This is a genomic window from Candidatus Lokiarchaeum ossiferum (genome assembly GCA_025839675.1).
Classification (GTDB): domain Archaea; phylum Asgardarchaeota; class Lokiarchaeia; order Sigyniarchaeales; family Promethearchaeaceae; genus Lokiarchaeum; species Lokiarchaeum ossiferum.
Genome location: CP104013.1, coordinates 733,569 through 752,842, shown reverse-complemented (window position 1 = coordinate 752,842; position 19,274 = coordinate 733,569). Strand labels below are relative to the sequence as shown.

14 protein-coding genes are annotated in these 19,274 nt (G+C 32.6%); 5 read left to right on the top strand and 9 right to left on the bottom strand.

All coding sequences use genetic code 11. The annotated features are described in order from the left end of the window. Positions 1–1,121: 1,121 nt before the first annotated feature. A complete protein-coding gene (locus NEF87_RS03140) occupies positions 1,122–1,889 on the top strand; it encodes a helix-turn-helix domain-containing protein (RefSeq protein WP_371804942.1) in 768 nt (255 codons plus the stop codon). A gap of 341 nt (positions 1,890–2,230) precedes the next feature. Here the strand turns inward: NEF87_RS03140 and NEF87_RS03135 are convergent, their stop codons facing one another. The 8 genes from NEF87_RS03135 to NEF87_RS03100 all read right to left on the bottom strand — a co-directional run bounded on the left by NEF87_RS03135 (position 2,231) and on the right by NEF87_RS03100 (position 14,101). Then, positions 2,231–4,159 carry an ABC transporter substrate-binding protein gene (locus NEF87_RS03135; RefSeq protein ID WP_457918607.1) on the bottom strand — a complete coding sequence of 643 codons (1,929 nt, stop codon included), beginning with the start codon at positions 4,157–4,159 and terminating at the stop codon, positions 2,231–2,233. Then, positions 4,160–6,016 carry an ABC transporter substrate-binding protein gene (locus NEF87_RS03130; protein ID WP_457918606.1) on the bottom strand — a complete coding sequence of 619 codons (1,857 nt, stop codon included), beginning with the start codon at positions 6,014–6,016 and terminating at the stop codon, positions 4,160–4,162. Between the two features lie 34 nt (positions 6,017–6,050). Then, the gene (locus tag NEF87_RS03125; protein ID WP_457918605.1) at positions 6,051–7,886 is read right to left on the bottom strand and encodes an ABC transporter substrate-binding protein; all 1,836 of its coding nucleotides are present in this window, start codon (positions 7,884–7,886) and stop codon (positions 6,051–6,053) included. A gap of 67 nt (positions 7,887–7,953) precedes the next feature. After that, the gene (locus NEF87_RS03120) at positions 7,954–9,273 is read right to left on the bottom strand and encodes a NosD domain-containing protein (RefSeq protein WP_457918604.1); all 1,320 of its coding nucleotides are present in this window, start codon (positions 9,271–9,273) and stop codon (positions 7,954–7,956) included. Continuing rightward, positions 9,248–9,544 carry a hypothetical protein gene (locus tag NEF87_RS03115; RefSeq protein ID WP_457918603.1) on the bottom strand — a complete coding sequence of 99 codons (297 nt, stop codon included), beginning with the start codon at positions 9,542–9,544 and terminating at the stop codon, positions 9,248–9,250. The genes NEF87_RS03120 and NEF87_RS03115 overlap by 26 nt, the downstream gene beginning before the upstream one ends. 216 nt (positions 9,545–9,760) lie before the next feature. Beyond that, a complete protein-coding gene (locus NEF87_RS03110) occupies positions 9,761–12,241 on the bottom strand; it encodes a CoA-disulfide reductase (RefSeq protein ID WP_457918602.1) in 2,481 nt (826 codons plus the stop codon). A 272-nt stretch (positions 12,242–12,513) separates the two neighbouring features. Beyond that, complete coding sequence (locus NEF87_RS03105; protein ID WP_371804933.1) at positions 12,514–13,527, bottom strand: class II fructose-bisphosphate aldolase; 1,014 nt, start codon at positions 13,525–13,527, stop codon at positions 12,514–12,516. A 178-nt stretch (positions 13,528–13,705) separates the two neighbouring features. Beyond that, entirely contained in the window at positions 13,706–14,101 is a 396-nt protein-coding gene (locus tag NEF87_RS03100; RefSeq protein ID WP_457918601.1) for a GIY-YIG nuclease family protein, read from the bottom strand. A 133-nt stretch (positions 14,102–14,234) separates the two neighbouring features. Here NEF87_RS03100 and NEF87_RS03095 point away from each other — a divergent pair, with 133 nt between their 5' ends. Next, entirely contained in the window at positions 14,235–14,543 is a 309-nt protein-coding gene (locus NEF87_RS03095; RefSeq protein WP_457918600.1) for a hypothetical protein, read from the top strand. 28 nt (positions 14,544–14,571) lie between these two features. Here the strand turns inward: NEF87_RS03095 and NEF87_RS03090 are convergent, their stop codons facing one another. Further along, a complete protein-coding gene (locus tag NEF87_RS03090) occupies positions 14,572–16,017 on the bottom strand; it encodes a winged helix-turn-helix transcriptional regulator (protein WP_457918599.1) in 1,446 nt (481 codons plus the stop codon). 163 nt (positions 16,018–16,180) lie between these two features. Between NEF87_RS03090 and NEF87_RS03085 the strand changes: the two genes are divergently transcribed. The 3 genes from NEF87_RS03085 (at position 16,181) to NEF87_RS03075 (ending at position 19,065) form a co-directional block, all read left to right on the top strand. Next, complete coding sequence (locus NEF87_RS03085; protein WP_457918598.1) at positions 16,181–17,245, top strand: hypothetical protein; 1,065 nt, start codon at positions 16,181–16,183, stop codon at positions 17,243–17,245. 57 nt (positions 17,246–17,302) lie between these two features. Then, positions 17,303–17,659 (top strand): carboxymuconolactone decarboxylase family protein, encoded by a 357-nt coding sequence (locus tag NEF87_RS03080; RefSeq protein WP_457918597.1) that lies wholly within the window; start codon positions 17,303–17,305, stop codon positions 17,657–17,659. Positions 17,660–18,024: 365 nt separating this feature from the next. After that, complete coding sequence (locus NEF87_RS03075) at positions 18,025–19,065, top strand: glycoside hydrolase family 5 protein (protein WP_457918596.1); 1,041 nt, start codon at positions 18,025–18,027, stop codon at positions 19,063–19,065. Positions 19,066–19,274 lie beyond the last annotated feature (209 nt).

Below are 19,274 nucleotides of genomic sequence, written 5' to 3'. Positions count from 1 at the left end.
TTGTCGACCTCACGAAAACTTTGAAAGTATCCCATCTATCTTCAACCAAACTTGATCATTTCTTAATGGAACCTTTCTACAATGGAATTTTATCCAAGTAGAACCAATTTTATATAAAGTCAATTCTTTCTTAAACAAGTATTCTAGAGACTATAAAAAAATTGGAGAAATTCAACTAGATTAGATCTATCTTCATTGATGAAAATTTGCGTACAATCTCAGCCTTAATTTGGATTATTACAAATTGATATTTAATATACTATACTGTTATGTGTCAATATATAAAAGGGTTTTGGAGAGATTATAAGCATTGTGACACTATTTTAAATTTAAAAACTGCATTTAAAATGATCTAAGAAATTTTAAAGTGAATCGATTTGCTTCATATTTTGTATGATATTTAGAATTTTGGCAGATTCCTTTATTATTTATTTGATTTCTGAGAAATTTGATATTGATCTCCTTGAAAAAACTCATTGAAGATTTTTCCAGTTTTTAACTTTTCCTTTTTTTTTTTTTGCTTTCATATCAAAATTTTTTTAATTTCTTTATATCAATTTTGGAGAAAATAATCAGTCTTCGCTTGTAGGAATATTTAAAGTCGATTTCATTTATGCGTTGGAAGAGGTTTATGAATCAAAAAAAATATCTTTTCAGAAATTTTAATAAAAATTTTCAACCCATATTGCTGATCTGTAAAAATCAAAATACAACATCTAACAAGAAGAAAGGAAAGGAAATTAAATTTTTTCCTAATATTATAAATCAATTTATACCAATTTCTGATCAATTGATTATTTTGTATAAACATCAAAGGAAATCATTTCCAAATTAGTAACATGTTGTTTTCGAATGAGTATGGGTTTCAGCTCTATATTTTTTATATTATTTATATGAATCAAATTTAAAATAATGAATGTCTTTAGGATTCATATTTTCTAAACAAATTCCCTTGGAGAAATCTGTTTCAGACCTTCTTATCTCTCTTAAAAAAAAGATTTTCTTAATTAAAAATTGAACTTTTTTTTGAACTTTTTACTTAATTTTAGAACTTTTTTGCATAATTTTTAAATATATTTGTCTCTTTTTTCTAAAGTACTTTATTGAGGAGATTATTGTAAGTGACAAAAAAAGGAGAAGAAATCAAAGAAAAAATCCTATATTTATTGGAGCGTAATCCTGATGGATTAAGGATTGGATCCCTTCAAAAATTACTTGATGTTTCTCGTAATTCTGTTTATCGATACCTCGAAGTACTACAACTTAGTGGATTAGTCCAAAAAAACAATGATAAAACCTGGCAGTTAAAAGAACCATTAAAACCTCAAACCATTCTTGGTTATCAATACCAAGCAATTTTGCAAGGTTTAAAGGAAATTGGTGGAGGGATTTGGGATATTGATAAACCTGAAGGAAAAGAAAATTTCAAGAAGATTGGAAGGTATGTTTATCCCAAATTGAAAATTCCCGAACCTAATATTCTGCGATTGAAGGAACAACCTCATCAATTAGATGATGTTATTAAATACTTGTTAAAACTCTTAAAGGAAGCGAGTACTGTGGAAAAATCACGCTATATTTCACATTTAACTAGCGATGGTTTTCCAAATCCTGCAACTCATTTGGCTGCGATTGTGGAATTTGAAGGTGGTTATGTGGCAAGTGATCCTGTGGAAGAAAATGGATTTGGACATTATTATATTATTGCGGGGATAACGGAAGCTGCGATTTCTGCAACGATTACTCCTATTTATGGTGGACGCATCTCGGTTGAAGTATTAAAAATTGATCAAGAGCGACAAATGGTGGATGTAGGTGTTTATGTCTTCTTTGATAAAAAAACGCCTTATATTGATCCCCGGTCCGGTCAAAAAATTGTCTTTGATTAGAATTTTTTCTTCTTATTTGCAATAAAGTTGATTTCTGGATTTAGTCAATGAATTAAAGACCTACTTCACATGGTTTTAATTATCTTGCATTAAATTAATGTATAAAATCTCAAAAGTGAAGGGAAGAAAGAAGGAGTGTGTGATGTTCCTTCTGAGGGAAAAAAGTAGAGTGTGTGAAACTCAGTGTGTAATTAAATTACGATCACTTTACTTATTGAAATGAGTTGTTATTTTGATATTCTGGAGATATTATCCCCAAGGGAAAATTTTTTTTTTATTCTCTTTAATGAGTAAGCTAATTAACAGAAGGAAGTGAATTTTCTCAAACATGGATTCCTCAATTATTCAAGCTTCTTATTTTTATCCCAGTGCGTAAAGTTTTCATCTAAATCATCAATGAATTTATTGACATCATTCTTTTCCGCAAAAAACTGTTGAACTTTTCTTTGTAACCGTTTCTCCCTTTGTTTCTCTCGCCATTCTTTTTGCGATTTTAATAACATTATTGTTCCGATCAAAATTCCGACCCCCCCAATAAAATATAGAATATTGGAAAATGAAAACAAATCCGCTTTGATTTTGGAATAATCAAAATCCCACAAATAGAAATACAATTTTCCCATAGGATTACGAGCTGTATTAACACATCCTGTATAGTAGACCGATCTCGCATTACTTGTATATAAATATGCCCATGGGGCTAAATCTATGATATAATGTTGCAATTCTTTATAGATTTCTTCTCGTTTACTCCAGTTTATTTCATTTAATCCAGAAATAATATAAGTGTCTAATTTTGAGTCATTTATATGGGCTCGATTGTCCGATGAATTTGAAAACATCAATGGATTTATAAAATTGCTTGGGTCATTGAAATCAGGTCCCCATCCGAGCATAAAAACTTGACACGTTCCATCATCTAAAGAATCTAAAAATTGTCCCCAGGTCAGTCCATTGAGTTCTAAATTAATTCCAATTTTTGCAAAGTTCTTTTTTAATTCTTCTTCAACAGGATTTGGGCGATATGCTCCTGAATTATAAGTATATGTGTAAGTTGCAATTGAAACCGCTTCCCACTCTTCATCTATGCTGTTATTTTTTAAAAACTCCCAATTGGAGGGTTTTTCAAGACCTTGTTCCCCTACTTCAATTGCCTCAATCATATGTATGCGTGCCGCAGTAATATTCATAATTGGAGCGGGTATGGATCTATCATGGTACCTGATTCCATTTGGAACTATTGAAGTCATTTGAGTGATTTCCCCTTTTCCATATTCATCTATAATGTGGGAATAATTAATTGCGTCTTGCATCGCTCTCCTTGTGTTAAGATCTATCTGTTCGCAGTTAAAACCAATATAAATGATGACTGTACCTGGCATCCGGGCGCCTACATCGTGATAGTCGCTCTCTTCATATTCGTCCATGAATTCCATACTAATTCCGTTAATAACATCAATATCACCAGCGAGAAATGCTTGATTTAAGGTAGTAGTATCATCATATAACACCCAATGCATTTCCTGTATGGATGGGAATTCTATTCCATATCCGCCATAATAATTCTCCCAATATATAAATTCAGTTAGACGATCTGAATTGGAATGCTGCCTATAAGGGCCAGTTCCGATGAGAACATCAGTTGCAGTATCTATGTATTCATCGGTAGGATATTTATCTTCAGGCATTATAACCGACCCAGAAAAACAAAGTAAGGCTTCCAAGGCTGCATACATGTAGTTACACACAAATCTAATATGGGTTGAATTTATAGAAATTGTTTTGTTGATTAATAGAGGTGTAGCAGGATATAAGTTCTCTAAAGGCATATATAATTCTGCAATTTGGGTTGGTGTTTCATTGGCAACAAAATGGTTTAATCGATTAAAACTCCAGACCACATCCTCAGGACCAAAAGTGGTCTCATCGTGAAACTTTATTCCTGTCTTTAGCTCAACTGTATAATTCCATAGAGTTCCATACAGTCCTTCTTTTCCTTCTTCCCAAGTGCCAAAATCTGCCGCAAGTTGGGGTTGAATGGCCATATTCGGATCTTTCAGATTATAGGAGAATAGTCCCTCCATCACCTGGTCAATGTGATTGATGGAAGCACTGTCCCATGCATAATGGGGATCTATATCCACAACTAATGAAGTCGTTCCGTAGATCATTGGGCGTTCTTCATATATTTCGCCTTGAACGAGGTTGAACGGGTTTACAAAGCAATTTATGATAATTAGCGCAATGATAGATTTTGGAGTTTTTTTCATTTATTTACCACAATTTTTAGTAATTTGTTCGACGTTCATAGACTTGAACTGTTTATTTAATAATAATGAGATTGTTATGCTCATTATACTCAAAATACCTATTATAGGAAAACTTGGGATTCTAGAAGGAATGGTGGAATAGTCAAACTCCCAAAGATAAAAATAAAGTTTCCCCATGGGATTTTGAGCAGTATCATTACATCCTGAATAAAAGATATGTTGGGTATATGAAGTATAAAGAAATGCCCATGGGGCCAAATCTATAATATATTGTTGCATTTCATAGTATAATTCTTGTCGCTTGGTTAAATTTTCTTCATTTATTCCTTCAATCATCAAATTTTGTAAAATGGAATCATTCACATGAGCTAGATTTGAAATTGATGTATTTGACAATAGAGGATTGATATAGATACTTGGATCATTATAATTTGCATTCCAACCAGACATAAAAATATCCGTTTCTATATCTCCAAAACCCTCACTATACCATTGATTTATATCTATTTTGATCCCAATTTTTTTGAAATTAAGTTTTGCTAATTCTAAAACACTTTCTCGAATTCCTCTTCCTATGAAGTAGCTATAATTATAGGTAACAATAGTAATTGCCTCCCAATCCTCATCATCATCACTTTTTTTTAAGAATTCCCAATTAGATGGTTTTGAAAGACCTTGTTCTCCAGTTTCAATTGCTTGGATCATATATAATCTAGCTGCAGTTAAATTCATTTTGGGTTCCAAGATAGCCTCATCATGATAACGAATTCCCTTGGGGATTTTTGAAGTCATTTGATTTTGACCCAAATCTTCAACCACATAAGTATAGTTTATTGCATTTTGCATCGCTTTTCTTGTATTGATATCAATTTTATTACAATCAAATCCGAGATAAAATATTGCTGTTCCAGGTATTTTTTTACCCCTATAATGATAATTGCTTTCTAAAAATTGCTCTATGAAATTTAAATCTATATTTTTAATAAAATCAATTTTTCCTTCTAGAATTTCTTCATTCATCAGTTCAATTTCATCATAAAATGTCCAGTGGATTTCTTTAATATCAGGGACATCATTTTGATAATAGTCTTTATAAAATTTCAGATTAAGTTGGGATGATGAGGAACTAACATGAAAATATGGACCCGTTCCAACCAAAATATCTGTTGATGAATTATAATACTTTTGTTTTGGAGTACTATCAACACTATTTGATAAAATATATGATCCAGAAAAACAAAGCAAAGCTTCTAAAGGAATATACTGATAATTGAGCGTGAATTCAATATAAGTTTCATTCAAGGCCTTGGTCGTGTTTATCAAATATGGTGTTGCTGGATATAGGTTTTTTAAAGGCTGATAAATCTCTTTTAAAGGGGTTTCTGAACGTTGGGTGTAGATGGGTTGATTAAATTTATTCAAAAGTGTGGAAGGTTCTTGTTGACAAAAATAACGTAGTCGATTAAATGAGAATTCTACATCATAAGCATCGAAAGGAGTATTATCATGAAATTTAATATTATTCTTCAATTCAACTGTGTAGGTCCATTGATTTCCATAAAATCCATCCTCTTTTTCTTGCCATTTTCCAAAATTTTTAGCAAGTTGCGGTTGGATGGCCATGTTGGGGCTGGTCAAATCGTATGAAAACAGTCCTTCACAGATCTGATCTATGAAATTATGTGATTGGTGATCAAAAGCTAGATGGGGATCGATATTCCATGGTGAATGGGTGTCCAATCTAAATCCATATACAAAAGGGCGTTCTGCGTAAACTTCTGCTTGCACCAAACTGATTGGATATTGTAACCACATCATTAATATGAACACTATAATTCTTTTTGAATATTTTTTCATTTTTCTTCCTCAATTATCAGGATTTACACTGATTTTATACAATTGAACTGTTTTTTTTTACTATTAATGAAACTGTTATAAATGTAGCCCCAAATATGCTCAATAATGGGAAACTTGGAATTTTGGAAGGAATTTTGGAATAGTCAAAATCCCAGAGATAAAAATATAGTTTTCCCATAGAATTTTTGTACATATTAGAAACACTAGTGGGATAAATATCTCGATTGTAGGGGGTATATAAGAAAAGAATTGGAACCAAATCCTTGAAGATGTAGTGTTGAATTTGATCGTAGTATAAATGTCGCATTGTTATATTTCTTTCCTGAACTGCAATAGACAGTTTTTTTTCTAGCCACGAATCATTTATATTAATAAAATTGAAAATTGAATTGTTTATCATAAAATTTGTGTAACTGCTGGGATCATGGTTAAGGGGTGACCAACTGAGTGAATAAACTTGATAAATTCCATTTTGTATGTTTTCATATAGATGACCCACCGGTAAACCGTTAATTATTATTTGTATCCCAATTTTCGCAAAATTTTCTTTTATTAATTCACCAATTCCCTCTCTTATGTGGTTGCCGCTATTATAACCATATGTATAAGAAGCCAATACTATTGATTTCCATGCTTCATCAGAGGAATTCTCATTCAAATCAAATCCATCTGGGGCTACTAATTCACCAGTTTCGATTGCATCTAAAACATGCAATCTTGCTGTTGATATATTTGTAATCGGTTGTGAAATAGAATTATCATGAAAAAGGATACCTTTTGGAATAATAGATGTCATTTCGGTAATTTCATCTTGACCAAATTCTTCAATAAGAAATGTATAATTTAATGCATCCTGCATTGCCTTTCTAGTATTAACAAGTATAGTCGTACAATCAAAACCCAAATAGTTAATGGTTGTTCCTTGAATTGGCTCCTCAATCTGATGATATTTACTTTCATTATATTGTTTGATAAACGACAAATCAATATTTTTGATATAATCGTTTTTTCCTTCTAAAAATCCCTCATTCATTGATATAATATCCTTATAGAACTTCCAATGAATCTCTTTGATATCGGGATTAAGCTCTCCATAATAATCTGGATAAAATTCCAATTTCAATTGAGATGGAGATGTGCTCACATGAGAATATGGGCCAGTTCCAACAAGAAGATCTGTTGAGTCATTATAGTATTTGAATTCAGGGGATATTTCAAGTGGCTTCGGTAAAATATATGAGCCCGTGCAGCAAAGCAATGCTTCAAAGGGACTATATTGATAATTTAGTGTGAATTCAATCCATGTTGCATTTAGAGCTTTAGTCGCATTTATCACATAGGGGGTTGATGGGTATAGCGATTTTAGGGGTTGATATTCATAATTCAATGGGGAAGTAGACCCATATCGGAAGTAATAGAAGAATTCTAAATCGGAAGATTGGTTTTGTTGTAGTAAATAATGTAATCGATTGAAAGAAAATTCTACATCATAGGCATCGAAAGGAGTATTATCATGAAATTTGATGTTGTTTTTCAATTCAACTGTGTAAGTCCATTGACTTCCATAAACACCTCCTTCTTTTTGTTGCCATCTACCAAAATTTTTAGCCAGTTGGGGCTGGATAGTCATGTTCGGACTGGTCAAATCATATGAGAAAAGACCTTCACAAATTTGATCAATGAAATCAAACGAATTTGAAGCGTAAGCTTGATGTGGATCAATATTCAAAGGTATGAGGTTGTCTAATTGTGCTCCATACACAAAAGGACGTTCTTCAAATGGTTTATCTTGTGCTGAACACAAACAAGTCTGGAAAACTCCGCTAATAATGATTACCACGACTACTATTGATGATTTTGTCTTCGCCATCTTATGCTCCTCCTGTAAAAAAAAGGTCGTTATTAAATCTTCAGTTTCCATTTGATTGATTTGGATCTTATTTTTTATCTGATTTGATCAGCGTATCATAAAGCTCTTTGTATTTCTTAAGTTCTTCTTCTAATTCTTTGATCCGTTCATTTTGAATACTATTTTTCTCATAAAGTTTAATTTCTTGCAATTCTTCAATGTGCTTGCGTATCGATCTTAGAGCCAAAATAGAACTTGCAATTATCAAAATTGTTGCTAATGGGAGACCTATTAACCACCACAAGGATAATATTACTGAATTTTCAACTAATTCATTTTTTCCTGAGGAATCTACTATTCCTCGACGATATATTTCCGTCAAAGTGTTATTTTTGACTAAATTATCTATATTTTCATATTTAATTGAAAGATGGGCATAAATTGGCTCTTCTTCCTTAGGTTGGAAGATTATTCCCCATTTGGAATAAGAAATTTGATTATCAAGAATATCGTTTTGCAAACAAGAATGCAAAATAATTCCTACTTCTTTATTTTTTTTAATCACATTTCCAATAATCGTTGTTTTGATGCTATTAACGATATCCAATCCATATTGATTTGAAAAAATCCTATTTGCAGTAATTAAAGCTTGAACAGAAAATTTCACAGACATCCCGATATAGTTATCTGAAATTAAGTTGTCAGTATAATTATTCATGGTGGAATTGGAGGATAAAATTCCATGATATCCTTCTTTAATTGTGTTTTTTTCTACAAAGATAGATGAAGATCCCAATATTGCCACTCCACAATCTTTCCCAATGATCTCGTTGTCAGTAATTGAGATCAATGAAGAATATTCACAATAAATCCCCCATGTAAGACAATCGAACTGACAATTTTTCACTAGAATATTCGATGAGTTTGAAAACGAACAGCCTGATCCATAGCCTGAAGACTCGAACGTGCAATTATTTATAACTATGTTTGAACTATTTTCAATTTGGATACCATTACTCTCATATTTGATGAATATTCCACTGTTTTCATAATTTGCACGCAACTTGCAATTTTCAATGACCAAAAATGCTCGAGTGTTCTTGATAGAGATAATTGGATACCAATCATCGCGATAAAAATTATAATTAGATAGGACATAAGGGTCTTTTTTAGTCCCATTACCTCCAATATAGTTGTTGTTTGCTAAACTTTTTTCAGGAATTGAATCATCAATTTCAATATATCTTAAGGAAGCTGTATGAGGTATACAATTAGTCGTCACCATTTCATTCTTTCCAAGAAATTCGTTGGTACTACAAATACAAATAGCCAGGATCGAAATTAGGATCGTTCTCTTCAAAATATGCTTAATAGAATGAATTTTACTTTGTCTTTTTAGATTTTCCATTTTGGTTATCCTCCTGTTCATGCAAACTGTCATATTTTTTTAGCAATTCAAAGTATAAACGCTTAAAGAGTGCCAGTTCTTGTTCCAACTCCTGAATTCGTGAGTTTTCTCCGATTACTTTTTCTTGGACTTGATTCAACTTTTGTAAGGTTGAAAATGACATAGTGGAGCCAAATTGCGTTTTCAATTCCTTTTGTATTTCTCGATAGGTCTTTCCTTGCTTCAAAAGTTCAACAGCGTAATTAATTTTTTCTTTACTTGATTTTCCCATAAATATCACTGTGATTCCGTTTTGAAGTGAAATGAATACGTTGCAATTAAGTTGATCTTGCTAGAAATTAATGATTAACTTTATTATTACATTAGTAGTTTATATATTTAAATGCTACTATATGATACTTTTTATTTATAAATGATACTATAAAATTGAAAGATAGGGAAAAATACATTATGATAGAAAAAAATGAAACAACTCGTATCTATTTGTTTAAATAAATAGGCTCATATTGGAGTCATCGCTAGCCCCTAGCATGGTGGCAACTCCACCGAGCGAAACACCGTCGATAAGTTCCTCTTCCTTGATTCCCATTAAATCCATTGTCATTTGACAAGCAACTAATTTTACTCCATTAGCTAGTGCCGATTGCATCAATTCGTGAAGTGATGAAATATTATGCTTCTTCATGATGCCTTTGATCATTTTTGTGCCCATACCGAGCATTTTCATTTGGGATATCTCAAGTTTATCTGCTCCTCGGGGCATCATTTTTCCAAACACACGTTCAATGAAATTTTTCTTTACTTTGACTTTTTTAGGTTTGCGGAGAATATTTAACCCCCAGAAGGTAAAGAAGATATTAACTTCCCTTCCCATAGCAGCTGCTCCATTTGCAATGATAAAAGCTGCGATGGCTTTATCGAGATCCGCACTGAAGACAATAAGATTTTTTCCCGTAGGTAAAGAACCAATATTAGCCGTGGAAGCTTTCTCGGGTTTATTTTTCTTAATCAACGCGATAATTTCTCGTTTTTCTCGAGTTATATTCATTATTGTATTGTTAGTCGTCTTTGCCCAGACTTTGACATCTGAAAAAAAACCTGGATCAGTAGAGGAAATTTTTAAAACCTCTCCTGCATTAAGAGAATTCATTCCGTCTGCGACTTTCATTATTGGACCAGGACATGCTAAACCACACGCATCTATTTCAATTGCTGCGGTGATATCGTTATCAGAATATTCTTGAGTTGGAACCGCATGAATCACATCATCGGTTTTAATCCCTAAATCGGCAAACACATCTTCATTTGATTGTTTTTCGGTTACAATTTTATATGCTTTATATCCCCCGCTCAAATTTTTGACTTTGAATCCATGTTGCATTAAAATTCGTGCAGCATAATATCCCCGTTGTCCTGCTTGACAATAAACAATGAGTTCTTTGCCCATTGGAATCTCTTTAATGCGTTCTCGAAGATTATCCAAAGGAATATGCAATGAATTAGGTAGTTTTCCAAGTTTAGTCTCCAAATTGGTACGAATATCCAGCAATATTGATTTTTTAGGGTCAATTTTTGCGATTTCATCCCAAAAGATTACTTCCATATCCCCCTTAAGAATATTAGAAGCAACAAAACCCGCAATATTGACTGGATCTTTGGCAGAAGAGTAAGGTGGTGCATACGCTAATTCAAGTTGCTCTAAATCAAATACTGTCATATTTGCTCTTAAAGCTGTAGCCAATACGTCAATTCTTTTGTCTACTCCATCATATCCAACGATTTGGGCACCAAGTATTTTTCCAGTATCTGGAGTGAAAATCAGTTTCATCGCCATAGGAATGGCTCCGGGATAATAACCTGCATGGGATGAATTTTGAGTGAATGATTTTAAATAGGGAATTCCATAGCGGATAAGAGTTTTCTCATTGTTTCCTGTGGTTGCAATAGTGAGATCAAAGATTTTTGCAATTGAAGTTCCTTGAGTTCCAAAGAATTTTTCTTCTTTACCGGCAATATTATTAGCAACAATTCTTCCTTGTTTATTGGCAGGACCCGCTAATGGAATTAAAACGGAATTTTTATTAACAAAATCAATAACTTCAATGGCATCTCCAATTGCATAGATATCTGGATCGTTTGTTTCTAATTTTTCATTTACTTTGATTCCTCCTCGTTCTCCAAGATCTAGATCTGCTTCTTTTGCCAGTTTGTTTTCTGGCTTTACTCCGATCCCAAAAATCACCATGTTTGTGCGAATTTTGGTACCGCTATTTAATGTGACGATGATTATATCCTTATCAAGTTCCTCGAAGGATTTTACTCCATCATTGAGATATAGCTCAATCTCATGGGATTTCAAATGCTGGTGGACATAAGCTGCCATTTCATAGTCAAGCGGGGCCATTACTTGATCTGCCAGTTCATTAACAGTGACTTTTATTCCTCGTTCGGCGAGATTTTCAGCCATTTCTAGACCTATGAATCCTCCTCCCACAACTACGGCATGTTGGGGGTGATTTTGATCTACATAATTTTTGATTGCATCAGTATCTGGAATATTTCGTAATGTAAAGATTTTAGATAAATTTATACCTGGAATTGGAGGTCGAAAAGGAGATGCTCCAGGAGATAGTACGAGTTTATCATAAGATTCGGTATAAATGTTGTTGTTTGATATATCATGGATTTCTACAGTTTTCGTTTCTCGATTAATTTTCAATGCTTCAGATTTTATCCGCACATCAATATTAAAACTTGCGTGCATTTTTTCGGGAGTTTCTACTAACAATTTGGATTCGTCTTTTATAACACCTCCAATGTAGTAGGGAAGTCCACAATTTGCAAATGAAATATGATTACCGCGTTCTAACAATACAATGTTTGCATGTTCGTCCAATCTTCGTAATCGTACAGCGCAAGAAGCGCCTCCAGCAACTCCTCCAATAATTATTACTTTTTTTGCTGACATGATTTTCAATCCTTCAAAGGGAAATTTTGAGTAAAAGGTTTTGCACTATAACTTCACAACCTGATTCTTTTAAAGCTCATAAGATAGAGAAATTCTTGAATTTGCAATACTTAAATGGTTGTTTAACGTGATATTTTACTGGATTATATTTGAAAAATTAAATCAAATGATCGAAAGTGATCGCATCATTCTTCCCCCCAAAATGGGCTTATTTTACATAATGTAATTAAAAATTGGCTATAAATAAAAAAAAAATTTAGAACACTCAAAATTTAATCAAAAGCGTGATTTGCGGATCCTAAGACTTCTCGATTTTTTCGAGCATACATTTTACTGAGTTCATCTCGAGCAGGTCCAATATATTTTCTTGGATCAAATTCCGCTGGTTTGTTTTTTAATACTTCTCTAATTTTTGCTGTCATGGCTAGTCTACCATCAGAATCAATATTGATTTTGCAGACATTATACTGAGCCGCCTTCCGTAATTGGGCTTCTGGAATTCCCACTGCATCTTTCAACCCCCCCCCGTTGGCATTAATTGTTGCAACATATTCTTGTGGGACGGAAGAAGAACCATGCAACACTATTGGAAAACCCGGAAGTTTCTTCTCGATTTCTTCAAGTATTTCAAAAGCTAAGGGTGGTGGAACCAAAATACCCTCATCATTTCTAGTGCATTGTTCTGGTTTGAACTTATTGGCTCCGTGGGAAGTTCCGATGGAAATTGCCAAACTGTCACATCCCGTTTTTTCTTTGAACTCGATTACTTCTTCGGGTTTGGTATAATGGCTTACTTCTGCAGAAACATCATCTTCAACTCCTGCTAATACACCTAATTCACATTCTACTGTAATATAATCATCTCGAGAATGAGCATATTCCACAACTTTCTTAGAAATGGCAATATTTTCTTCAAAAGGGAGGTGGCTGCCATCATACATGACAGAACTGAATCCCATATCAATACAAGATTTGCAAATTTCAAAATCTGCTCCATGGTCCAAGTGAAGTGCAATAGGGATGGCTTTTCCATCTTTATTTAATTCCTTGGCATATTCAACGGCACCTTGTGCCATATAGCGTAAGAGTGTTTGGTTGGCATAATTGCGCGCTCCTTTTGAAACTTGAAGGATTACTGGTGATTCCGATTCAACACAAGCACGGATTATGGCTTGTAACTGTTCCATATTATTAAAATTATAGCCTGGAATAGCATATTTTCCCGCAATGGCTTTAGCAAACATATCTTTTGTGTTCACTAAGCCTAATTCTTTATAACTTACCATTTGCATTCAACTTTTTAAAATTAAATTCGTTTAAACTTAGTGCGGGAAGCTCAAATATATTTTTCGTTTGTAAAACAAAAATTTTTCATTTAGCGAAAAGTCCTTTTTTGTGTATTGACTCCAAAATATCCTCGAGATTCATTTATTAGGATAGGAATTTTCTTTTTCATCCAGACGGTTAGAATTCGAGATGATCTCCCATAAAATATAGATGGCTGGAGCATTTACAATCCGATGATCCAAAGTTAGTAACCTCATAATCCATTTTTTGCCTCATTTGCTGAGAAACACTACACTCTTCTTTTTGATGTGATGGAATCAGCGTGATTTTTTTGATTTGGGTAAAATTGGAAGCTAAAAAGAAATCAATGTGCCAATGGTTTTTTTTCATCGTGGAGGGTTTTAAATGACGGAGCACTCGATTTTTTAATTGTGAATTCATCGCTGACCCTATATATACGTAATTTCCTTGTTGAAATTTAATATTTCCGAGTTTTCCAATTTTTATGTGACTCAATTGAGCCAAATCTATCCATAATATGTAAGTTCCCGATGTTATTTTTTTCGCTTCCATAGTAAAAATGTTAATCTTTCTTTGTTTAACCAAATTAAAAATTTTTGTTAGTATAATCTCTCACTTGTTATCGATTAAAAAAACGGAATTATTAAAGATAGGGAAAAAAAAAAAATTAACGCGTGGTGATTAAATGGAAATCTATCAAAAAAGTAGGGAAGATGAAATCCAAGAACAAGATCTGGGGAGATTCATCGCGAATTTCAAGCAATTTGACAAGAAAAAACGTCGAAATCAAATCTATCTCGATTCGACACATCCCAAGCAAATATCAAGGACGGAAATATTGTTCATGAGTCGCTTATCGTTGATTAAATTTATTTTTAACAAGACGAAACGAACAATCTCGAGAAACATCCGTCAAGCGTATTTTGAGATGTTATCGGATAAAACATATCAAAATTTGGTTAATGATGCTCTATCTTTAATGGATGAAGAATAATTCCTTTTTTTTTATTTTTTCTCTGAATTTATTCCGAAATTATACTTTCAAAATCTGTTGGATAAAATAAATTCCTACGACCTGATTTTTTAGAGATGACGATATCTGCTTCTTTAAGTTTATCAAGATGATATTTAACCGTTTTATGATCTAAATCCAACCTTTTAGCAATCTTATTTTGATATATTCCAGGGTTGTCTTTAACGATCTGCATAATTTCTAAAGTCGTTCGGCTTTTTTGGAGTTTAGAATCTAATTTGGATATTGGATTTGTATCAAGAAATGAAAAATAGAGAAGATATTGCCCCACACGTTCCTTGCGTATAACTTTGAATGTGTCTAATATATCCAAATGCCAGGCTAAGGTCCCTGCTGATATATTAATTTCTCTTAAAAGCTCGTTAAAATGAATTCCCGGTTTATCCAAAATTGCAGATATTATATTATTCCGATTTTCATTTTCCAACACTTCTTCCATGGTCAATCGGTGTGGCCCCTTGTTTATTGGAAGAAACCTATTCAGTAAATAATCTCGATATTCTTGCTGAGACATTAAGGATCCAAATACAATTGTTAAAATGGCTAAACCAATAATTATCAATCCCAGAGTTGATGTCCAGAAATTTTCAGCGATAGATACTGGTGATATATATACTAATGTTAGAATTAATTGGCTTGATTCAACAGAATTTCCATAAATTAATGCTGAAATATTACCATCTGATATGGAAGTGTCGATAAGGTTCCATTGATTCGTAGAATTATCAAAGATTGCCCACGAAATATCTTGATTTTCTGCAGGTTGTATCCCGAGATTTGGATCGAGTATAGAATAAATTTGGATTGATTCATATGACCCATCAAAATCCAGAGAATAAAATGCAGAATAGGAATAATCTACATTATATTCCTTTGCCTCATCTTCTGAGACTGAAAGAACTGGGGCCATTTTCATAGGTATTTGAGGTATTTCTAAATTGAAGAGTATAGAAGGTTTAGCTATTTGTGATTGTTGACTATAGAGAAAGCTTGATTGAGCATACAATGACATATCGACATATTCTTCATTATTGAGGTGGAATCCAAAGAACCTGTTTGAAAGTTCTGAATCATATTGGGTGGTTAAACTGATATTTTGATTCGCAGTTCCCTTTATAGCAAAATTGTTTGCAAATTTAAATTGGAAATTTGATGTATTATTGATTTGATTCCCCATATTTCCATGTGTAAAATTTGTTGGATTGCCATTTCCTTGCGTTCCTGTATTATTTGGTGTATTTTCTTGCGAAAAGATGGATGTTGGTTCTTCAACATCTTTATAGAAAAAATCTCCTGAATCTACTTCTTCATTATATTGAGTTTTCTCAAAGATTGAGGCGGAATTTGTAAAATAATTCTGATTTAGTAGTCCACTTATGCCTAGTGCAATTATTCCAAGTATTCCAAATATTACAAGATTTTTATGAGTTTGCAAACACTTTTCACTTTTTATTAGTTAAGTATTTATTAGGTACTGCTATATTTAAAGCATAAGAGATAGTTTTCCCCATTTCTTGAATTCTTACAAAAAAAATTTCATTAAGTTTGGGTTTTGAAAAATATTTAAGGATGAATTACTTTTATTACTATTGAGTTTTATGTCAAAATCTTCATCCTCCAAACAAAGACGGCTGAATACCATAGAAAAAGAAATAGTTTCTATTATGGTTAAAAATGCCAAGTTTGGAGGGAAAAATGTCAAATTTAACGAAATCTTCACATATCTTCTTCTTTATGGAAAATTAACCCAACTAGAATTCCAAAAGTTAACCGGTTTTTCAAAAGGAACCGTTTCTATGTTACTTCCTTTTTTGTGTGAAATTGGAATCACTCAAAAAAAATTAAAACCAAAAACTCATGCGTATGAATATTTTCTAAAAGATCCCAATTTTCGATTAAGTTATAACATAGCTCCAGATTATTTTGCTGAATATAGTACATTTAAAAAAAAAATGGATTCTCTAGTCCAACATTTAAATGAAATAGTCAATCAAAAAACTGAAGATGAAGGTGTTTTTCTGACACGAATAAATGAATTCAATGATTATATTGGATATCAAATCATGAAAAGGAAAGATCGGAAAGAATATATTCAGAATATCACAATTCCCGTTAAAGATCTTCCTGTTTTTGATGGTCATCAAAAAAACCTATCACCTAAAATACTTGAACTTGAACAAGAAATAATTAATATGCAATTAAATTCCACCTTGCTTGATGAAGATAAGCCTATATATTCTACAATTTTAGCCTATTTCATCACTCGAAGATCTTTGACTCAAGCCAATCTTCAAGAATTGACTCAATTCTCTTCTGGAATTATTTCCCAAAACTTGAAAATATTAATTGATAGAGGATTTATAACCAAATTACCTAAAGCGCAGAAATCCACTCGCCAGAACATATACATCATGCAGTCTATTTTATATTCCTTCCATCGCTATTTTAGATTTTTTATGAAATCTCAAATCAACCAATTTCCAAAAATTCGCGCTCTTTTAGAAGAAGTGGAATCTATGACTATGGATACCACAAATCAAGAGGCGATTCTTCGTATAAAATCTTTCTTGAACAAGTATTGTAAATTTTTGGAAGGATTTGAACATTACAGCCAATTAATTTTCAATGAGTGTGATCAATTATCCACGATTTTCCAATATTAGCCAAAAGAATGCCTTAAGTTTCTAATGTTTTATTTTTTATGTTTTCCTTTATTCCTCATGAGGTCCACTAAAATTCTATACGATGAAGCGAAACAAACTTTTAATCAATTAAATGCATTCAATCCCAAAGCAATAAAGGGATTTACCCAGTATATTCATAGTGCCGAAAAAGATGGGGCATTATCTGCAAAAATAAAACAGATCATTATGGTTTCAGTGAGTGTTGCTCAACAATGTGAGTGGTGCATTGTTTATCATACGCGAAAAGCTCTTGATTATGGGGCGACCCGTGATGAACTGTTAGAAGCTTGCATGGTGACTGGTTTAATGGGTGGAGGGCCTTCGATGATGTATTCTGGAATCGTTATTTCAACGATCGAAGATTTTCAAAAGGAAAATGAGAAAAATAATTAAGCATTTTTAGATTTTTTACCTATTGCCCCTTTTCTTCTGCCAATAATTACCTGTTAAATTTGATTTTCCGTAAAATAATTTAATTTAGAGATGCTTATTTTTCTAAATATTGAGAACTATCTTGATAAGAACATTGAATTTTGTGTTTTTTAGTTAAATCAGAGATATCTTCAAGTTTAATTTCATTGATATGGATTTCCGAATCAGAATCAAAAATTGGATCTATCTATAGAAAATCGGGAAACGAAGGAATAGCCGTAAGGGCACAAATTTCCATTATTTTAAATTAAACCCTCCATTATGTCATACAAAAACTATTTAAATGAATGATGATGAAATTTTATGGTGTAAATTTTGGGGGATTTTTGTCCCAAATCGAAGAAAAGAGCGAAGATCACTATGCTTCATTTCTAACGGAGCAAGATTTTAAACGCGTCCAACGGTGGGGGTTTAATACTATTCGGCTTCCTATTGATTATTTTGAATTGTTTGATTTCACCCAAAACGAAATTATGATTGAAAAAAAAGCCCATATTGTGGATAAGTGTGTTATCTGGGCTCAAGAATATGGGTTAAAACTCATTCTTAACCTGCATAAAGCCCCGGGTCATAGCTTTGATCACAATGAATCCGATGCTAATGATTTATGGGATCCAAAGACTGAATCACAGCAAAAATTTTTTGAAATTTGGAAGAAACTTTCTGAGAGATTTGGAAAATTTGACAATGTTCTGTTTGAGGTTATGAATGAACCCACAGCGCCTTTTCCCGAGCAATGGAATGAATTGGTCGAAAAGACCATCCCAATTATTCGTAAGAATGCAAGGAATAACTATATTGTGGTTGAATCCAATATGTGGGGTCAGGTAGATACATTTTCCGATTTAAAGAAATTTAAAGATGATAAAATCATCTATAGTTTTCATTTTTATCAACCAATTTTAGTCACCCATCAAAAAGCAGAATGGTTTCGGTTAATTCAAGAATATTATCCTGGCTATGTAGAATATCCGGGAGAAATCCCTAATCTTGACCCAATTTTAAGGGAAATGAAAAAACAGGAATCTGAGCATGATTTCTTCATTTTTAAAAATCAAATGGGAAAATGGGATTTGCAAAGAATAGAAGCAATGTGGCAACCTGTATTGGATTTTCAAAGGAAACATCAAGTTCCTGTATTACTCGGTGAATTCGGATGTATAGGGTATGCAAAACCCGAGGTGCGCTCACGGTGGTTAGGGGATATCATGACCCTTATCAAAAAATATGACATCAATTTCACGTATTGGAATTATAAAAATTTACATTTTGGATTAATAGATAATAGCCTTCGATTTCAAAAAAATGCGAATTATAATGACAAAAGGATTGACACTAGGACATTAGAAATACTCCAATCAAAATGAATAGAGAACTGAAATTTTTTGAATTTCATATTCATTTTTTTTTCCGCTCTTTTTTATAGTGAAGTAGATTATCCAACAAATCTATTTTAATCAAAGATACAGCTATAAACACTAAAAATGAAAGACCAAAAGAAATAAAAAAGTCACTTTTTGGGTGACAAAACGACCCACTTCTCTTGAGACCCGTCCTCTTTAAAAAAATATTCATC